At 73.2% G+C, this 16,533-nt stretch carries 13 protein-coding genes; 7 read left to right on the top strand and 6 right to left on the bottom strand.

The annotated features are described in order from the left end of the window. The first annotated feature begins 19 nt into the window (after window positions 1-19). Genes P2Q00_RS20485 through P2Q00_RS20475 form a run of 3 tightly spaced genes read left to right on the top strand, consistent with a single transcriptional unit; the run spans window position 20 to window position 3,164 of the window. Window positions 20-1,165 (top strand): glycosyltransferase family 4 protein, encoded by a 1,146-nt coding sequence (locus tag P2Q00_RS20485; protein WP_275774067.1) that lies wholly within the window; start codon window positions 20-22, stop codon window positions 1,163-1,165. Further along, entirely contained in the window at window positions 1,162-2,319 is a 1,158-nt protein-coding gene (locus P2Q00_RS20480; protein WP_275774066.1) for a glycosyltransferase, read from the top strand. The genes P2Q00_RS20485 and P2Q00_RS20480 overlap by 4 nt, the downstream gene beginning before the upstream one ends. Next, window positions 2,316-3,164, top strand: coding sequence for an SGNH/GDSL hydrolase family protein (locus P2Q00_RS20475; RefSeq protein WP_275774065.1), 849 nt, complete (start codon window positions 2,316-2,318; stop codon window positions 3,162-3,164). The genes P2Q00_RS20480 and P2Q00_RS20475 overlap by 4 nt, the downstream gene beginning before the upstream one ends. Before the next feature lie 76 nt (window positions 3,165-3,240). Here P2Q00_RS20475 and P2Q00_RS20470 read toward each other — a convergent pair whose 3' ends face one another. The 5 genes from P2Q00_RS20470 to P2Q00_RS20450 are packed head-to-tail and all read right to left on the bottom strand — an operon-like array spanning window position 3,241 to window position 7,612. Beyond that, entirely contained in the window at window positions 3,241-4,110 is an 870-nt protein-coding gene (locus P2Q00_RS20470) for a 5-oxoprolinase subunit C family protein (protein ID WP_275774064.1), read from the bottom strand. Next, window positions 4,107-4,724 carry a 5-oxoprolinase subunit PxpB gene (pxpB, locus tag P2Q00_RS20465; RefSeq protein WP_275774063.1) on the bottom strand — a complete coding sequence of 206 codons (618 nt, stop codon included), beginning with the start codon at window positions 4,722-4,724 and terminating at the stop codon, window positions 4,107-4,109. The genes P2Q00_RS20470 and pxpB overlap by 4 nt, the downstream gene beginning before the upstream one ends. Continuing rightward, window positions 4,721-5,479, bottom strand: a complete 759-nt coding sequence (locus tag P2Q00_RS20460) for a LamB/YcsF family protein (RefSeq protein ID WP_275774062.1) — start codon at window positions 5,477-5,479, stop codon at window positions 4,721-4,723. Before P2Q00_RS20460 ends, pxpB begins: the two co-directional genes overlap by 4 nt. A 19-nt stretch (window positions 5,480-5,498) precedes the next feature. Further along, the gene (locus tag P2Q00_RS20455; protein ID WP_275774061.1) at window positions 5,499-6,320 is read right to left on the bottom strand and encodes a putative hydro-lyase; all 822 of its coding nucleotides are present in this window, start codon (window positions 6,318-6,320) and stop codon (window positions 5,499-5,501) included. Further along, the gene (locus P2Q00_RS20450; RefSeq protein WP_275774060.1) at window positions 6,317-7,612 is read right to left on the bottom strand and encodes an MFS transporter; all 1,296 of its coding nucleotides are present in this window, start codon (window positions 7,610-7,612) and stop codon (window positions 6,317-6,319) included. The genes P2Q00_RS20455 and P2Q00_RS20450 overlap by 4 nt, the downstream gene beginning before the upstream one ends. A gap of 133 nt (window positions 7,613-7,745) precedes the next feature. Here P2Q00_RS20450 and P2Q00_RS20445 point away from each other — a divergent pair, with 133 nt between their 5' ends. The 4 genes from P2Q00_RS20445 to P2Q00_RS20430 all read left to right on the top strand — a co-directional run bounded on the left by P2Q00_RS20445 (window position 7,746) and on the right by P2Q00_RS20430 (window position 15,707). After that, the gene (locus tag P2Q00_RS20445) at window positions 7,746-8,447 is read left to right on the top strand and encodes a GntR family transcriptional regulator (protein ID WP_275774059.1); all 702 of its coding nucleotides are present in this window, start codon (window positions 7,746-7,748) and stop codon (window positions 8,445-8,447) included. Between the two features lie 133 nt (window positions 8,448-8,580). Continuing rightward, window positions 8,581-10,107, top strand: coding sequence for a hypothetical protein (locus P2Q00_RS20440; protein ID WP_275774058.1), 1,527 nt, complete (start codon window positions 8,581-8,583; stop codon window positions 10,105-10,107). A gap of 52 nt (window positions 10,108-10,159) precedes the next feature. Continuing rightward, complete coding sequence (locus P2Q00_RS20435) at window positions 10,160-11,050, top strand: hypothetical protein (protein ID WP_275774057.1); 891 nt, start codon at window positions 10,160-10,162, stop codon at window positions 11,048-11,050. Window positions 11,051-11,087: 37 nt separating this feature from the next. Beyond that, the gene (locus P2Q00_RS20430; protein ID WP_275774056.1) at window positions 11,088-15,707 is read left to right on the top strand and encodes a hypothetical protein; all 4,620 of its coding nucleotides are present in this window, start codon (window positions 11,088-11,090) and stop codon (window positions 15,705-15,707) included. Between the two features lie 57 nt (window positions 15,708-15,764). Here the strand turns inward: P2Q00_RS20430 and P2Q00_RS20425 are convergent, their stop codons facing one another. Then, the gene (locus P2Q00_RS20425) at window positions 15,765-16,295 is read right to left on the bottom strand and encodes a hypothetical protein (RefSeq protein ID WP_275774055.1); all 531 of its coding nucleotides are present in this window, start codon (window positions 16,293-16,295) and stop codon (window positions 15,765-15,767) included. Window positions 16,296-16,533: the final 238 nt, after the last annotated feature.

The following is a 16,533-nucleotide window of genomic DNA, read 5'->3' as shown; positions in this document are numbered from 1 at the left end:
GCACGGCGACAACACGGGTATGCGTGTCGTCATAGTGACCGAATCCTTTCCCCCCGACGTGAACGGCGTGGCCCACTGCGCGCTCCAGACCGCCCGGCACCTCGTAGATCGCGGTCACCTTCCGCTCGTCGTCGCCCCGGCCAGCACCGCTCTGGTCGGCCGGGCCGGGACCGGGCCCGACGCCCAGGCGCCGTGCCCCGTCGTCCGTGTCCCCTCCCTCCCGCTACCGGGCTATCCCCAGGTCCGTGTCGCCCTGCCCAGCCGGCGCCTGGCCGCGGCCGTCGCCGAACACCGGGCCGACATCGTCCACCTGGCCAGCCCCTTCGTCCTCGGCGTCCGCGGCATGGCGGTCGCCGCCCGTCTCGGCGTCCCGGCCGTGGCCGTCTACCAGACGGACCTGGCCGGATATGCCCGCACCTACATGGGCGCCGGCGAGGCCGCGGCCTGGCGGCGCATCCGCTCCGTCCACTCCGCCGCCGACCTCACCCTCGCCCCCTCCAGCGCCTCCATGCACGACCTGGAGACCCACGACGTGCCCCGGGTCAAGCTCTGGCAGCGCGGCGTGGACACCGTCCGTTTCCGCCCCCACCTGCGCGACGAGGCCCTGCGCCGCGAACTCGCCCCGAACGGTGAGCTGATCGTCGGCTACGTCGGCCGGCTCGCCCCCGAGAAGCACATCGAGCTCCTGGCCGGCGTATGCGGCCTCGAAGGAGTGAAGGTCGTGGTCGTGGGCGACGGCCCCAGCCAGCCGAGCCTCGCCGAGGCACTGCCGGGCGCTGTCTTCCTCGGCCGCCGCACCGGCGACGAACTCGCCCGGATCTACGCCTCGCTGGACATCTTCGCGCACACCGGTCCCTTCGAGACCTTCTGCCAGACCGTGCAGGAGGCCATGGCGAGCGGCGTCCCCGTCGTCGCGCCCGCCGTCGGCGGTCCCCTCGACCTGGTCGCCCACGGGCGCACCGGGCTGCTGGTGCCGCCTCATGACGCCGACGCCGTACGGGATGCCGTGCGGTCCCTGGCCGCAGACCCGGAGCGGCGGGTCACCTTCGGCGCCACCGCGCGCGCCACCGTCGAGGGACGCACCTGGGCTGCCGTGGGCGATCAGCTGATCGGGCACTACGCGGACGTGCTCGCCGCGCGGAAGAAGACGGCGGTGGCGGTATGACCTCGTTGCGGATCGTGCGTCTGGCGAACTTCGTCGCTCCCTCCTCCGGCGGTCTGCGCACCGCGCTGCGCGAACTGGGCAAGGGCTTCAAGGCCGCAGGCCACGAGCCCGTGCTCATCGTCCCCGGCGAACGCGCCGACGACCGTGACACCGAGCAGGGGCGGGTCATCACCCTGCCCGGGCCGCTGCTGCCCGGTACGGGCGGGTACCGCGTGCTCACCGACAAGCGGCGGGTGGCCCGGCTCCTGGAGGAGCTGGCGCCCGACCGCCTGGAGGTCTCCGACCGTACGACCCTCAGGTGGACCGGCAAGTGGGCGCGACGCGCCCGGGTGCCCGCCGTGATGGTCTCCCACGAGACCGCCGACGGCGTCCTGCGCACGTGGGGTCTGTCGGAGGGTGCGGCCCGCCGCGCCGCCGACGCTCTCAACGTCCGTACGGCGCACACGTACGCGCGCGTGGTGTGCACCACCGAGTTCGCCGAGCGGGAGTTCGTGCGGATCGGCGCCCGCAATGTCGTACGTGCCCCGCTGGGCGTCGACCTGGTCGAGCGGCATCCCGCGCTGCGCGACCCGGGGCTGCGTGCACGCTATGCGCGCGTGGACGAGTCGCTGCTCGTCACCTGCACCCGGCTGTCCGTCGAGAAGCGGCCCGGCACGGCGCTGGACGCCCTGGAGGCGCTGCTTCGGCGGGGCAGGCGGGCGGTGCTGGTGGTGGCCGGGGACGGGCCGCTGCGCCCGCGGCTGGAACAGCGGGCGCGGGAGCGCGGGTTGCCGGTCACCTTCCTCGGGCATGTCTCCGACCGCGGTGCGCTGGGCGCGCTCCAGGCCTCCGCCGATGTGTGCCTGGCACCCGGGCCCGCCGAGACCTTCGGGCTCGCCGCGCTGGAGGCGATGGCCTGCGGCACGCCCGTGGTGGTGAGCACGTCGTCCGCGCTGCCCGAGGTGATCGGATCCGCCGGCGCCGTCGCGGCGGACCACGGGGAAGCCTTCGCCGACGCCGTCGACATGCTGCTCGAACTCCCCGAGCGCGAGCGGCGCGAGACCGCACGCGCGCGTGCGGAGTGCTTCGGGTGGAGCACGGCCGTCGACGCGTTCCTCGCCGCGCACGACGCGACGGTACCGGTGCGTCCTTTCGTGCCCGGGGGCGTGGCATGAGACCGGTGCGTTTCGTCGCTCTCGGGGACTCGCTGACCGAGGGTGTGGGTGATCCCGTCGCCGACGGGTGGCGCGGCTGGGCCGCGCTGCTCGCCGGCGGGCTCGCCGAGGAGCCAGTGGAGTTCACCAACCTCGCCGTCAGCGGGGCGCAGACCCGGGAGGTGCTGGAGCAGCAGACGCCGGCCGGGCTCGCTCTGAAGCCGGACGTGGTGTCCGTGGTCATCGGCGTCAACGACACCCTGCGCTGCACCTTCGACATCCACGCCGTGGCCGAACGGCTCGACAAGGTGTACGCCGCCTTCACCAAGCAGGGCGCGACCCTCCTCACGGCCTGTCTGCCCGACCCCGGCTCGATGCTCGGCCTGCCGGGTTCGCTGGCCCGTCCGCTGGCCCGGCGGCAGCGGGCCGTCAACCGGGTGGTCCACGCGCTCTCCGACCGCTACGGGGCCGTCCATCTCCATGCGGCCGAGGAAGCCTGGATCACGGACCGGGCGATGTGGAGTGCGGACCGGCTGCACCCGGGCGAACAGGGGCACCGGCAGCTGGCCGTGCGCTTCCACTCGCTGCTGGCGGAAGCGGACCGTGCGGCGGGCATCGCACCGTCGCCCGAGCCGGAGTTCCCGGTGCCCACACGGTCGGCGAGCTTGTTGTGGCTGGCCACGGCAGGTACCGCGTGGGTTGCGCGGCGGTGCACCGACCTGTTGCCGCAGCTGTTGCGGCTGGCCGCGGACGAGATGCGGCATCGGGTGCGGGGGACCAGCGCGCGGCTGGATCTGCGGGCCGCTGCGGCTGTGTCGGCGGCGTTGGCTGCAGTTTCTGTTGCGGAGCAGCCGGATGCGGCGTAGCGCTGCGCGGGGGCCGGTTGGTCTTTGCGGGTCCGTTGTGGCTGGTCGCGCAGTTCCCCGCGCCCCTATCGGGGCGTTAGTGGTGCCGTGTCTTTATGAAGCGGACCGGCGTGCCCGGTGCCGCTTGGGCGGCGGCCTGAAGATCCTGTGTGCGGACGACCGCGATCACCGGGTAACCCCCGGTGGTCGGGTGGTCGGCCAGGAAGACGACCGGTCTGCCGTCCGGCGGGACCTGGACCGCGCCCAGCACCATGCCCTCGCTGGGCAGTTCACCCGGCAGGGCCCGCCCCAGCGCGGGTCCCTCCGTGCGTAGTCCGATGCGGTTGCTGGCCGGGGAGACCCGGTACGTGCGCGACGTGAACGTGCGGAAGGCGTCCGGCGTGAACCAGTCGTCGCGCGGGCCCGGCGTGACCCGCAGGACCAGTTCGGCCGGGGGCGCCGGCTGCGGAGCGACGTCCACGTGTGCGTGCAGGCCCATCGGGTTCCCCAGGGGCAGCACGGTGCCGTTCGTGAGTGGGGCCGGGCCGAGGCCGGACAGGAGATCCGTGGAGCGGCTGCCCAGCACCGGGTCGACGGTGATGCCGCCCGAGACGGCCACGTAGGCGCGTACTCCGGAGACAACTGTGCCGACGTCCAGGAGGGCGCCCGCGGGCACCCTCACCGGCGCTCCCCAGGCGACCGGCCGGCCGTCCACCGTGACCGGGCAGGGCGCGCCCCCGACCGCGACCGTGACTGTCGAACGGGGTCGTAGGGCACACCCGTTGACCGTGGTCTCCAGGACGGCTGCCTCGGGCGCGTTGCCGACCAGCCGGTTGACGAGCGCCGCCGCCGGGATGTCGAGCGCACCGGAGCGGGGTACGCCGAGGTGTGCGTGGCCGGGGCGGCCCCGGTCCTGCACGGTGCTCAGCGCTCCGGCTCGTACGACGACGAGTGCGCGGTCCGTCATGGGCACCCCACCGGGACGAAGCGCACGCGCGTGCCGGGCGACAGCAGCGCGGCCGGCACGCGCGCGTGGTCCCACAGCACGCTCTCCGTGCGCCCGATCAACTGCCAGCCGCCCGGCGACGAACGCGGGTACACGCCCGTGTAGGCGCCCGCCAGCGCAACCGAACCGGCCGGGACCGCCGTGCGCGGGGTGACGCGGCGCGGGACGTCGTACCGCGGCGGCAGGCCGGTGAGGTAACCGAAGCCCGGGGCGAACCCGCAGAAGGCGACGGTGAATTCGGTCTCCGCGTGGATACGGGCCACTTCCCGCTCGCCGACGCGCCAGTGCGCGGCCACATCGGCCAGGTCGGGACCGTCGTAGTGCACCGGGATGTCCACGACGGCCTGTTCGCGACGGGGAGCGGGGGGCACCTCGGAGGCGGTCAGTTCGGAAGCCAGTCGGACCGGGTCGTCGAGACCGTCGAGCAGGACCGTGCGGGCCGCGGGGACGATCTCGCGCACCGTGAGCAGCCCCTCCGCACGGCGGCGCAGCAACTCCGCATGCAGGGCCTGAGCCTCGTCCCCGGAGGACACCTCGACGAGCAGGGCACTGTCCCCGACGGGCAGCGCCCTCATGCGAAGGCCTCCACCCGGACCCCCGACTCCTGCAGGCGTTCCCGGACCCGTCGGGCCAGTTCGACGGCGCCCGGCGTGTCCCCGTGCAGGCACAGGGAACGCGCGCGTACGTCGATGCGGGCACCGGAGTGCGAGGTGACCGTGCCGAAGCGGGCCAGGCCCACCGAGCGCGCCACGACCGCCTCCGGGTCGGTGACCACGGCGCCGTCGTGGCCGCGCGGCACGAGCGTGCCCTGCGCGGTGTACGCGCGGTCGGCGAAGGCCTCCGTGACGGCCGGAAGGCCCGCTTTGTCGGCCAGTTCCAGCAGCCGCGAGCCGGGCAGGCCCAGCACGGGCAGCGAGGCGTCGGCGAGCCGTACGCCGTCCACGACCGCACCGGCCTGCTCCTCGTCGTGCACGACGCGGTTGTAGAGCGCCCCGTGCGGCTTGACGTACGACACGCGCGTGCCCGCCGCGCGCGCGAAGACCTCCAGGGCGCCGATCTGGTAGGCCACCTCGGCCGCGAGTTCTGCGGGCGGCACGTCCATGGCGCGCCGCCCGAACCCCGCCAGGTCCCGGTAGGAGACCTGGGCGCCGATCCGGACGCCGCGCTCGGCCGCGAGCTCGCACACCCGCCGCATGGTGGCCGCGTCCCCGGCGTGGAAGCCGCAGGCCACGTTGGCGCTGGTGACGACGGACAGCAGCCGCTCGTCGTCGGTCAGTTGCCAGCGGCCGAAGCCCTCGCCGAGGTCGGCGTTCAGATCGATCGAGGTCATGGATCCTTCGTGGTTTCTCTCAGGCCACGCGGTACTGCTCGTCGCGGGCGTCGGTCAGGAACATCTGCCCCGGTGCATGGGTGATGGCGAACGGCGGGAGCGAGGCCATCACCGCCGCCTGCGGGGTCACTCCGCAGGCCCAGAACACCGGGATGTCGTCCGGCTCGGCGTCCACCGGGTCGCCGAAGTCGGGGCGGCCGAGGTCGTCGATACCCAGCCCCGCGGGATCGCCGCAGTGAACGGGGCTGCCGTGCACCGCCGGGAGCAGACTGCTCTCCCGGATCGCCGCCGCCAGGTGCGCCGGCGGCACCGGCCGCATGGACACCACCAGGGGGCCGTGCAGCCGCCCCGCAGGCCGGCACTGACGGCTGGTCACGTACATCGGGACGTTGCGGCCCTGCTCGACGTGACGGATCGGGACGCCCGCCCCGGCCAGCGCCCACTCGAAGGTGAAGCTGCAGCCGATGAGGAAGGACACCAGGTCCTCGCGCCAGTGCGCGCGTACGTCCGTCGGCTCGTCCACCAACTCGCCGTCCTGCCACACCCGGTAGCGCGGCAGGTCGGTGCGCAGGTCCGCGCCGTCCGCGAGGACCGTGGTGACGGCGCCGGCGTCGGTGACGTCGAGCACCGGACAGGGTTTGGGGTTGCGCTGGCAGAACAGCAGCATGTCGTACGCCCAGTCGGCGGGCACCGAGATCAGGTTGACCTGGGTGTGGCCGGCCGCGACCCCGGCGGTGGCCCCGGTGAGCCCGTCCCGGAAGCGGCTCCGGGCGGTTTTCGGGCTCCACGCGTGCGCGTGCTCGTCGACGACCGTCAGCGGGCGGTCTTCCGTACGGTTCACGCGAGTTCCTTCCCGCGCGTCTCCGGCAGCCCCAGCAGCGCCAGCGCCGCGATGCCGTAACCGATTGCACCGAGCACCAGCGCGCCGCCCACGCCCCAGCTGTCGGCCAGGAAGCCGACCGTGGTGGGGAAGACGGCGCCCACGGCGCGCCCGGTGTTGTACGTGAAGCCCTGTCCCGTGCCCCGGACCGCCGTCGGGTACAGCTCACTGAGGTAGGAGCCGAAGCCGCTGAAGATCGCCGACATGCAGAACCCGAGCGGGAAACCGAGCACCAGCAGCAGGGTGTTGGCCCCGTGCGGGATGTTCGCGTACGCCAGGATGCAGACGGCCGACAGCAGGGCGAACAGCCAGATGTTGCGCTTGCGGCCCAGCCGGTCGGTGAGGTAGCCGCCGGTCAGATAGCCGAGGAACGCGCCGGAGATCAGGAACGTCAGATAGCCGCCGGTGCCGACGACCGACAGGCCGCGGTCGGTCTTGAGGTACGTCGGTACCCAGGTGGCGAGCGTGTAATAGCCGCCCTGGACGCCGGTGGAGAGCAGTCCGGCGAAGACCGTGGTGCGCAGCAGGCCGGGTTTGAAGATCGCGGTGAACGAGCCCTTCTGTGCGCTCTGTTCGCGTACGGCGGCAGCCTCCGGGGCGTCGTGCACCCGACGCCGCATCCAGATCACCAGCAGTGCGGGGAGCGCGCCCGTCCAGAACATGATGCGCCAGGCCAGATCGGCCCCGGCGAACGAGAAGACCAGGGTGTACACGATCGCGGCGAGCGCCCAGCCCACGGCCCATGAACTCTGGACCGCACCGAGGGTACGGCCGCGGTGCCTGGCGCTCGCGTACTCGGCGACGAGGATCGCTCCGACCGCCCACTCACCGCCGAAGCCGAGGCCCTGGAGGGCCCGGAAGACCAGCAGCGTCTCGTAGTTGGGCGCGAAGCCGCAGGCCACGGTGAAGACCGCGTAGGTGATCACCGTGATCATCAGTGCCCTGACCCGGCCGACGCGGTCCGCGACCACGCCTGCGACGGCGCCGCCGACCGCGGAGACCACGAGCGTGACGGTTGTAAAGAGGCCGGTCTGGCCGCTGTCCAGGCCGAAGTACGCGGCCAGCGCGACCATGCTCAGGGGCAGCGTGAAGTAGTCGTACGAGTCCAGGGCATAGCCGCCGAACGCGCCGGCGAAGGCCCGGCGGCCGCGCGGCCCCAGGGCGCGCAGCCAGCCCAACGCGCCGTCGTCGAGGGCGTGTTCATCGGTTCCGGGCTGCTTGGTCAGGGCCTGTGGTGGAGGGGTCGAGCTCATGGGCACCTCGCAGTAGGAGGACGGAGGGTGCTTCAGGGGTGAGCCGTGCCGTGCGTAGCAAGGTAGAGGATCGTTGAACGATCCTTCAATACCCATGTTGTTTCGTTCTTGTATCTGCGATTGAATTCCGGGCATGGCAGAGCAGCTGACGGGACTGGCCGACGACCGGGCTCTCCTGGGGCGCACCAGCACCGCGGAACGCGTCTCGGACATCCTGAGGGGACGTATCGCCGAGGGGTTCTTCCCGCCCGGGACCCGGCTGTCGGAGGACAGCATCGGCGGCGCGCTCGGGGTCTCCCGCAACACACTGCGCGAGGCGTTCCGGCTGCTCACACACGAACGTCTGCTCGTCCACGAGCTGAACCGGGGCGTCTTCGTCCGGGTCCTGACCGTCGAGGACGTCGAGGACATCTACCGCACCCGCCGCCTCGTCGAGTGCGCCGTCGTCCGCGGGCTCGGCGAGCCGCCGTACGGCCTGGAGACGCTCACCGAGGTCGTCGAGGAGGGGCAGGGGGCGGCGCGCGAAGGTGACTGGAAAGGCGTGGGTACCGCCAACATCCACTTCCACCGTGAGCTGGTGGCCCTCGCCGGCAGCGCCCGCACCGACGAACTGATGCGCAGCGTCTTCGCCGAACTGCGCCTCGCCTTCCACGTCGTGGACGACCCACGCCGCCTGCACGAGCCCTACCTCACGCGTAACCGGCAGATCCTGCAGGCGCTGGAGACGGGGGACCGGCCGGAGGCCGAGAAGCTGCTGGAGATCTACCTCGAGGACTCCCTGGAGCGCGTGGTCGAGGTGTACAGGCGAAGGGTGGGCGAGGACGGCGCCCCTTAAGGGGCGCGGGGAACTGCGCGATCAACCCCCACCGGCCCGCGCACGAAACTCAACCGGTAGCCGCCCGCCCAACCGCCGGAGGCAATCCGTGCCGTTTGGGCCGTTGTCAGACCGAGGACCTAGTCTGTGCACCGTGACTTCGCCTGCATCGACGGACAGCGTTCCGCCCCAGCTCAGCGCGGGGCCGCGCCCCGCACCGGGCCCGGCCGCCGACGAGGGGCTGGCGCGGCGCCTGCGCGCGCTCGCCTGCACCGCGCCGCTGCACGACCTCGATGCACGCAAGGCCAACCTCGCAGGCGAGTACTCGGTGTACGGCATGGCGGAGGTGGCCCTGGCCGCCATCGACCTGGTCACCCTGAACATGGACTTCGACACGGGCGCCGACCACGACCAGATAGTCGCCCGGCTCATCCCGCGCATCGCCGCGCAGGCCCCGCAGCGGCCGGTCGCCGAGCACGAGCGGGTGGCCCGCTGGGTCCTGGAGAACCTGATCAACGTCGGCAGCGTCGACCGCGGCTTCCGGGCTGTCTACGGCACGTTCGCGACCGACGGCAGCTATGTCCGCCGTGACTACGACTTCAAACTGATCGAGGAGGTGCCGGGCCCCGGCGGCACCGTCTACCTCCGTACGACGGACGAGGCGGTCAACGTCCTGGTCGGCGCCCTGGACACGGACGTCACCAGCGCGCAGATCGCCGCCGAGGTCAAGCTGGAGGTCCTGATCAACCGGGGCCGCCTCGCCGACGCCCAGCTCGCCGCCGAGCAGGCCCGCTACCGGACGGTGCAGTACTCGGAAACCCTGCGCAGAGCCCTGGACGCGACCCGGCGCAATGTGCGGGCGGTGGACTGGCTCAACTCCGTCCCCGACATGATCGCCGAGGCGCTGGACCACGTGGCCGACCGCTACCGCCACGAGAACGCCATCCTCACCAACATCCGCAAGGCACGGGACGAGACCGAGGACCCCGAGCACAAGCGGCGTGCGGCCGAGCTCGTCGACATCGTCAAGGACTGCATCCGCAGGCACACACAGCTGCAGTCCCGGCTGCTGGAGGCCGGGCCGCTGTTCCGCGCCGAACAGGACCGGCAGGCCTTTGCGACGCCGATGACGTCGTCGGGGATCGACCTGTACGGGCATCTGGTCTCACCGATCCTGCCGCTGCCTCTGGAGCAGGCGGTTCGTGTCACGGACGCCTTCTTCGCGCGCGGCACCGGCCTGCGCACGCCGGTGTCGGTGCGGGTGAGTGACCTTGTCGACATATTGCTGACGCCGCCGGTGGAGCGCGAGCATCTCGGCGCGGAGATGCCCGAGCCGGACCTCATCGCCACACCCGACGACAGCCGCTTCAGCGAGGAGCAGCTGGCCGCGGCGACCGAGTTGCTCGACCTGCCGGCCGATGCTCCCCGCCGACTGTCCGGACTGCTCGCCGAGGCGCGCCGCCGGGACCCCGATCTGCCGTACCTGGTGGCCCTGTTGGCCGTCCACGCGGCCAGTCCGGCGGTGGGCACCGCCTACCGCCAGGGCGAGGAGAAGCTGCTGTTCGCCGTGGACGACGGGACGGAGCTGGACGATCCCGAGTTCGGCGGGGCCGACCTGATCGTGGGCACGGCCCTGCTGGACGCGGCAGGGATGGCAGCGGACAGGACGGAGGCGGCGTGAACGGGGCCGACCGGCGTATGTACGAGTGTGAGTGCAACAAGGAGCGACAGCCGTGACCGAGCACGTCGAGTGGAGCGAGCCGGACACCGGTGCAGCGCCGGTGAGTACCGCCGTCACGCCCGCAGACGCCGCCGACGCGGCGCGGCTCGTCGCGTTCGGGCTGCAGCCCAAGCTGCAGCCCGCGCGCGACCAGGAGTACGCCGAGCTGCTGCGCCGCTACCGCGAGGACCCGCCGTTCGCGCGGCTCGCGGACGCCGTGGCCGCCGGGCTCGGGCTCGTGGTGCTTGAGGTGTCCCCGCGCGCGGGGATGGCCGTGACGGCCGCAGAGGACTCCGTGTTCGCCGTCCGCATGGGCGACTACGCGCGTCGTACGTCCGCCGACGGCAGCGACCGGTTCCTGCACGGGCTGGCCCATCTCGCCGTCGCCGCCACGGCGTTCCCGCGCCCCGAGGACCTGGCCGACGACGGATACATCGGGCGCGTGACGGTCAACGGCGTCGACGCCTTCGTACGGCAGGCCTGCCGACGGCTGGAGGAGCGCGCCGAGGAGCACGGCGACAACACCGACCCGGCCACCGACGCGCCCGGGCTGGAGGCCGCGTGGCGGATCTGGGCGAGACGCAGCGCGACCGGCGCCACCAAGGACGCGCGCAGACTCGCCGGTTCGACCACCGGCATCGTCGGCAAGGCCGCCGCGTTCCTCACCGACTCCGGATTCCTGCAGCGCACCGGCGACGAGAACGGCGGCACGTACCGGACGACCTCCCGCTATCAGCTCCAGGTGCGTGACATGGCGGGCAGCGCCGCGATGGCCGAGCTGCTGGAGCTGGGCGTGGTCCCGGTGACCGACGGCACCCCGACGCTGCTGCCCGCCGAGGGCACCGACGACCTGGAGCTGGCGGCCGACGCCGGGCTGCCGTTCCACGCGTCGTCCCACTCCTGAACCTCCCCGACCTGCCGAAGATTTACGAGAGTCCGACATGTACGAGCTGTCCCGGGTCCGCCTCTACTCCATCGGTCCCGCCGGTGCGCGCTACGCCGACACCGTGCTGGACCTGCGGGGCGTGGGCGAGCCCGTGCCCGACCCCGCGCCCACCCAGGCGGAGTTCTTCGAGGAGGAGCCCGTCGGCCCGCCGCGCCGCCCCGCGCCCGCCGGTGTGCTCTTCCTGGAGAACGGCGGCGGCAAGTCGGTGCTGCTGAAGCTGATCTTCTCGGTGATGCTGCCCGGCCACCGCAACACCCTCGGCGGCGCCAGCTCCGGCGTGCTGCGCAAGTTCCTGCTCGCCGACGACTGCGGGCACGTCGCCCTGGAGTGGCAGCACACGCTGACCGGCGAATGCGTCGTCGTCGGCAAGGTCAGCGAATGGCGCGGACGGCAAGTCTCCAACGACCCGCGGAAGTTCGCCGAGGCCTGGTACTCCTTCCGGCCCGGCCCCGGATTGTCACTGGACAATCTGCCCGTCGCCGAGGCCACTTCCGTACGGCCGCCCGTCGAGGGCCAGTCGGGCGCCCAGGGCCGCCGGCGCACCATGAAGGGCTTCCGCGACGCCCTCACCGAGGCGGGCAAGGCGTATCCGCATCTGGAGGTGCACTGGGAGGAGATCCACGACCGCTGGATCGAGCACCTCGGCGACCTCGGCCTCGACCCCGAACTCTTCCGCTACCAGCGGGAGATGAACGCCGACGAGGGCGAGGCGGCCGGCCTCTTCGCGGTCAAGAAGGACTCCGACTTCACCGACCTGCTGCTGCGTGCCGTCACCGACACGCGGGACACCGACGGGCTCGCCGACCTGGTCAGCGGCTTCGGCAACAAACTGGGGCGCCGGGCCGAGCTGATCGCCGAACGGGACTTCACCGCCGGATCGGTGGACCTGCTGGGGCGGATCGTCGAGGCCGCAGAGGCACGCGCGCGTGCGCGGGACATCCATGCCGGCGCCGAGCGCCGCACCCGCACGCTGGCCCGCCGGCTGTCGGCGCGGGGCGTGCAGGAGCGGGTGCGGGCCGCCGACCTCGCCCAGCGGGTGACGGCGGCCGCGTACGCGGCCATGCATTCCGAGGCGGCCCGGGAGCGCAGCGCGCTGATCGCCGCCGAACTCGCCTACCGAAACGCCTCATTGGCGCTGGCCGCCGCAGAGAAGTCCGCCGCCGGCCAGAAGCGCGAACTCGCCGACGCGCGCACGCTGCACTCCGCCTGGCAGGCCGCCGAGTCCGCGCTGCGCCACCGTGCCGCCGCCGACCGCGTCGCGCGCGTGGCCGCCGCCATCCAGGAGGCCGAGCGGGACGCCGCCCCCGCGCTCGCCGCCCGCGCCAAGGCCGCCGTGGATCTCGTACGGGCGCTGCATGCGGCCGCGGAGAGCGCCGAAAGCCTGGCCAACGAGGAGGAGGAGCGGTCCGCCGCCCTGCAGGAGGTCGGCGAGACCGCCTACCGCGACTCGACCGCCGCCGCCACGGAGGCGCAGCGAGCCCGCAGTGAGATCGGGCACCTGCGGCAGCGCCTCAGCGAGGTCGAGCAGGAGACCGCCGAGGCGGTGCGCGCGGGGTGGCTCGACGACAGCGCGCCCGACGCCGATCCGGCCCGCGCCGCCCTCGCGGCCAGCGATGCCGAGAAGACGGCGGTCGCCGCCTGGGACACGGTGCGTGAGGCCTCGCGCAAGGCCACGGAGCACGCGCGCGAGGCAGCCTCCGCCGAATCCCGTGCCGAGCTGACGGCCGCCCGCGCGGCGGACGCGGCGACCGCGACGCAGCGGTCGTACGAGGCCGAGCGCCGCACCGCGGAATCGCTGGCGGCCGAGGAGCGGCTGGCGGAGCTGCTGGGCCTGTCCGGCAGCAACCGGGCGCGGTCGGCGATCCCGCACCCCCGCCACGAATCGGAGAGCGAGGAAGCGGCGCTCACCGCCGAGGAGTTGGACCGCTTCGCCGACGAGCTGCGCGAACTGCTCGACGACTCGGTCTCCTCGGCCGAACGGCAGCTCTTCGAGCTGCGCACCGCCGCGGCCGACGACTCCCGGATCCTGGGCGCGCTCGGTGACGGCGGGCTGCTGCCGCCCGGGCCGGACGTGCTGGCCACCGTGGAGTTCCTGGGCGAGCACGGCATCCCGGCGCTGCCCGGCTGGCGCTATCTTGCCCAGGCCGTGGACCCCGCCGACCACGCGCGCGTGCTGGCGGCGCGGCCGGAACTGGTCGACGGCGTGATCATCACCGATCCCGACACACACGCCCGTGCCCGAGAGGCCCTCAGCGAGGCCGCGCTGCTGCCGCGATCCGCCGTGGCCGTCGGTACCGCCGCCGCCCTGCTCGCCCCCACCCCGGCCGCCGACTCGGGCGACAGCAGCGTCTTCCTCGTACCGCCGAACCCTGCCATGCACGACGAGCATGCCGCCGACGAGGAGCGGCAGGCACTGCGCGCGCGGGCGACCGAGCGGGACGAGGAGATCAGGACGCTGGCCGCCCGCCTCGGCAAGGACCGGGAGCTGGCGGCGCGGCTCGCCTCCTGGCGTACCGGCTGCCCGGCGGGACGGCTCATCGAGCTGGCTCAGGCCGCGCAGGACGCGCGTGCGTTCGCCGAGGAGGCCGAAGCCGAGCTGACCGAGGCGCGTTCGATCCGGACCGAGGCCGACGAAGCCGCCGCCGAGGCGGCCCAGGCGCGGGACGAGCGGCAGGAGGCAGCGCAGAAGGCCCGGCGCGCGGCCGACGCCCTCGCCGGGCTCGCCTTCCGGCTGCGTGAGCGGGCCGGCTGGCAGGTCAAACTGCGCGAACTGGCCGACGACGGCGTCGAGTCGGAGGCGCGCGCCCAGGTCTGCCTGGAGCGCGCCCGCGCCGCCGACGAGGACCGCCGTGGCGCCCAGCGCGCCGCCGACGACGCCCGCCGCACCGCGCGGGCACTGCGTGCCGAGCGTGCGGAGATCGCGGGCGCCCCCGACGACGTACCGGAGGACGACAGGGCAGCCCCGAAGTCGTCGCTTCCCGCCCTCCGTGAGGCCTACCGCGCCGCCTCCCAGGTCTACGAGAAGGTCGGCGTCGGCGCCGACCTGCGCGCCGAGCAGGCCCGCGCGGAGAGCGACGAGAGCGCGGCCCGCACCGAGCTGGACCGGCTCAGCAACAAGGTCCGTACGCGTGCGGAGCAGCTGCTGCAGTCGCCGGACGGGTCCGACGGGCCGTCCCGGCAGGCGGCTGCCGCCCGGGCCGAGGAGCTGGTGCAGCTCCTGGAGACCCGGATGTCGACCGCGAGCGAGCAGCTCGGGCGGCTGCGCGGCGAGGCCGAGCGGCACGCGCCCGAGGAGGGCGAGGCGCACACCGAGCTGCCCGAGGAGCTTCAGCCGCGCGACGCCGAGCACGCCCAGGCGCTGCTGCGCACGGCGACGGCCGAACTCGCCTCCCGCACCGAGGCGTTGAGCCAGGCCCGCGAGGCGCACGCCGAGCTCCTGGACGCCCACCGCGCGGCCGAGGACGCGGCCGGTGGCTTCGACGAGATCGCCGCGATGCTCCGCGACCTGCTGCGTGAACATGCCTCCGACGAGGAGCAGGAGGAGCCGGAGCCGTACCCCGGCAGTCTGGAGGAGGCCCGTCAAGCGGCCGCCGAGGCTCGCCGCTCCCTGCGCGGCTGCGCCGCCGACCTGTCGGCCGCCGAGGCTGCCGTACGAGAGGCGAGCGACGTGCTGGTCCGGCACGCCAACTCCACGCGCTACGAGCAGGTCCGCACCCCGGCCCGGCAGCAGATCCGCGAGCTGCCCGCCTCCGCCCTGCCCGAGCACGCCCAGAAGTGGGCGGACGCGTTCGCGCCCCGACTCCGTGTCCTCACCGATGAGTTGGCGCAGCTGGAGCGGAACCGGGACTCGATCGTGGACCGGCTGCGCGGGCTCGTGGAGTCGGCACTGGCGACGCTACGGTCCGCCCAGCGGCTGTCCCGGCTGCCCGAGGGGCTGGGCGAGTGGTCCGGGCAGGAGTTCCTGCGCATCCGCTTCGAGGAACCCGACCAGGCCACGCTCACCGAGCGGCTCGGCGAGGTCATCGACGAGGCGACCCGGGCGGCCGTCAAGAAGAACTCCGACCTGCGGCGCGACGGCATGTCCCTGCTGCTCCGGGGGGTGGGCGCGGCACTACAGCCCAAGGGCATCGCCGTCGAAATCCTCAAGCCGGACGCCGTGCTGCGCGCCGAGCGGGTGCCCGTCGGGCAGATGGGCGACGTGTTCTCCGGCGGGCAGCTGCTCACCGCGGCCATCGCCCTGTACTGCACGATGGCCGCGCTGCGGTCGAACGACCGGGGTCGCGACAAGCACCGGCACGCCGGCACGCTGTTCCTCGACAACCCCATCGGGCGCGCCAACGCCACCTACCTGCTGGAGCTCCAGCGGGCCGTGTCCGATGCGCTCGGCGTCCAACTCCTGTACACCACCGGCCTGTTCGACACCACGGCGCTGGCGGAGTTCCCGCTGGTGATCCGGCTGCGGAACGACGCCGACCTCCGCGCCGGCCTCAAATACATCAGCGTGGAGGAACACCTCCGCCCCGGACTGCCGCAGCAGCCCCGAGCGGAGGAGGCGGTGCACAGCGAGATCACGGCGACACGGATGTTCAAGCGCCCGGCAGCTGCAACCCCCTAGGGGCGTGGATCGCGCGGGCCGGGCCGCACCGTCCGGCCCTCGGCGAACCCGGCTCTCTCAGGAGTGCGACAACTGCCCTGTTCCACCCCGTCGCCGTATCCGCTCCTGCGCCCGCGCCTGCCGCCGTGCCCTTCGCCGCTCGCGCCGCAGAGCACGGGCGGTGCTGCTCGGGACCGACACCACGCCGTTGCGCTGGTTCCACACCTGGCGGGTCACCCAGACGTCGAGTGCACCCCACGTCGCCACCACGGTGCTCGCCACACTGCTGAGGACCATCGGGAACGCCAGCCATGATCCGGCCAGGGTGCACAGGAACGCCACCATCGCCTGGATCAGCGTCACGGCGATGATCAGCACCGCCCGCACCGCGGCCGTACGCACCGGATCGGGCATTCGGCGCCGCCGCGCGGACTCCTCGATCCACAACGGCCGGTCGTACGGCCGCTCTTCAGCCGTGGCGTGCCCGGCGGGCCCGGTCCCGCCCCTGCCCGCCTGAATGTCGTGATCCCGTGCGTCAGGGTTCCGCCGCGCCGCCAGGTGCGCCGGACCGCCTTCGGTGGGCGCCCCGCGCCGCTCCGCCGTGCCCATCAACGTGTCACTCCCCACCGCCAGCAGACCCCTCGCCCGTGTCCGAACGCACGGCTCCCCAGTGGTTGCCCGGCTTGCGCTGTTTTACGCCGCCCGGTTGCGGGATGCGGCTCGTGTGGCCGATTCCGCCCCCATTTCCCGAAGAGAAGGACGAATGAAGCGCCCAGAAGGATCCCGAGAAACGAAAAATTCCGGCCAACTGACCGGCCGCGTCGACCGGATCCGTACAGGCAGTCGC

Source organism: Streptomyces coacervatus, assembly GCF_029223485.1.
In the GTDB taxonomy this organism is placed as follows: domain Bacteria; phylum Actinomycetota; class Actinomycetes; order Streptomycetales; family Streptomycetaceae; genus Streptomyces; species Streptomyces coacervatus.
Note: the sequence above shows the minus strand (reverse complement) of the source record. Positions and strands in the feature narration are given on the sequence as shown.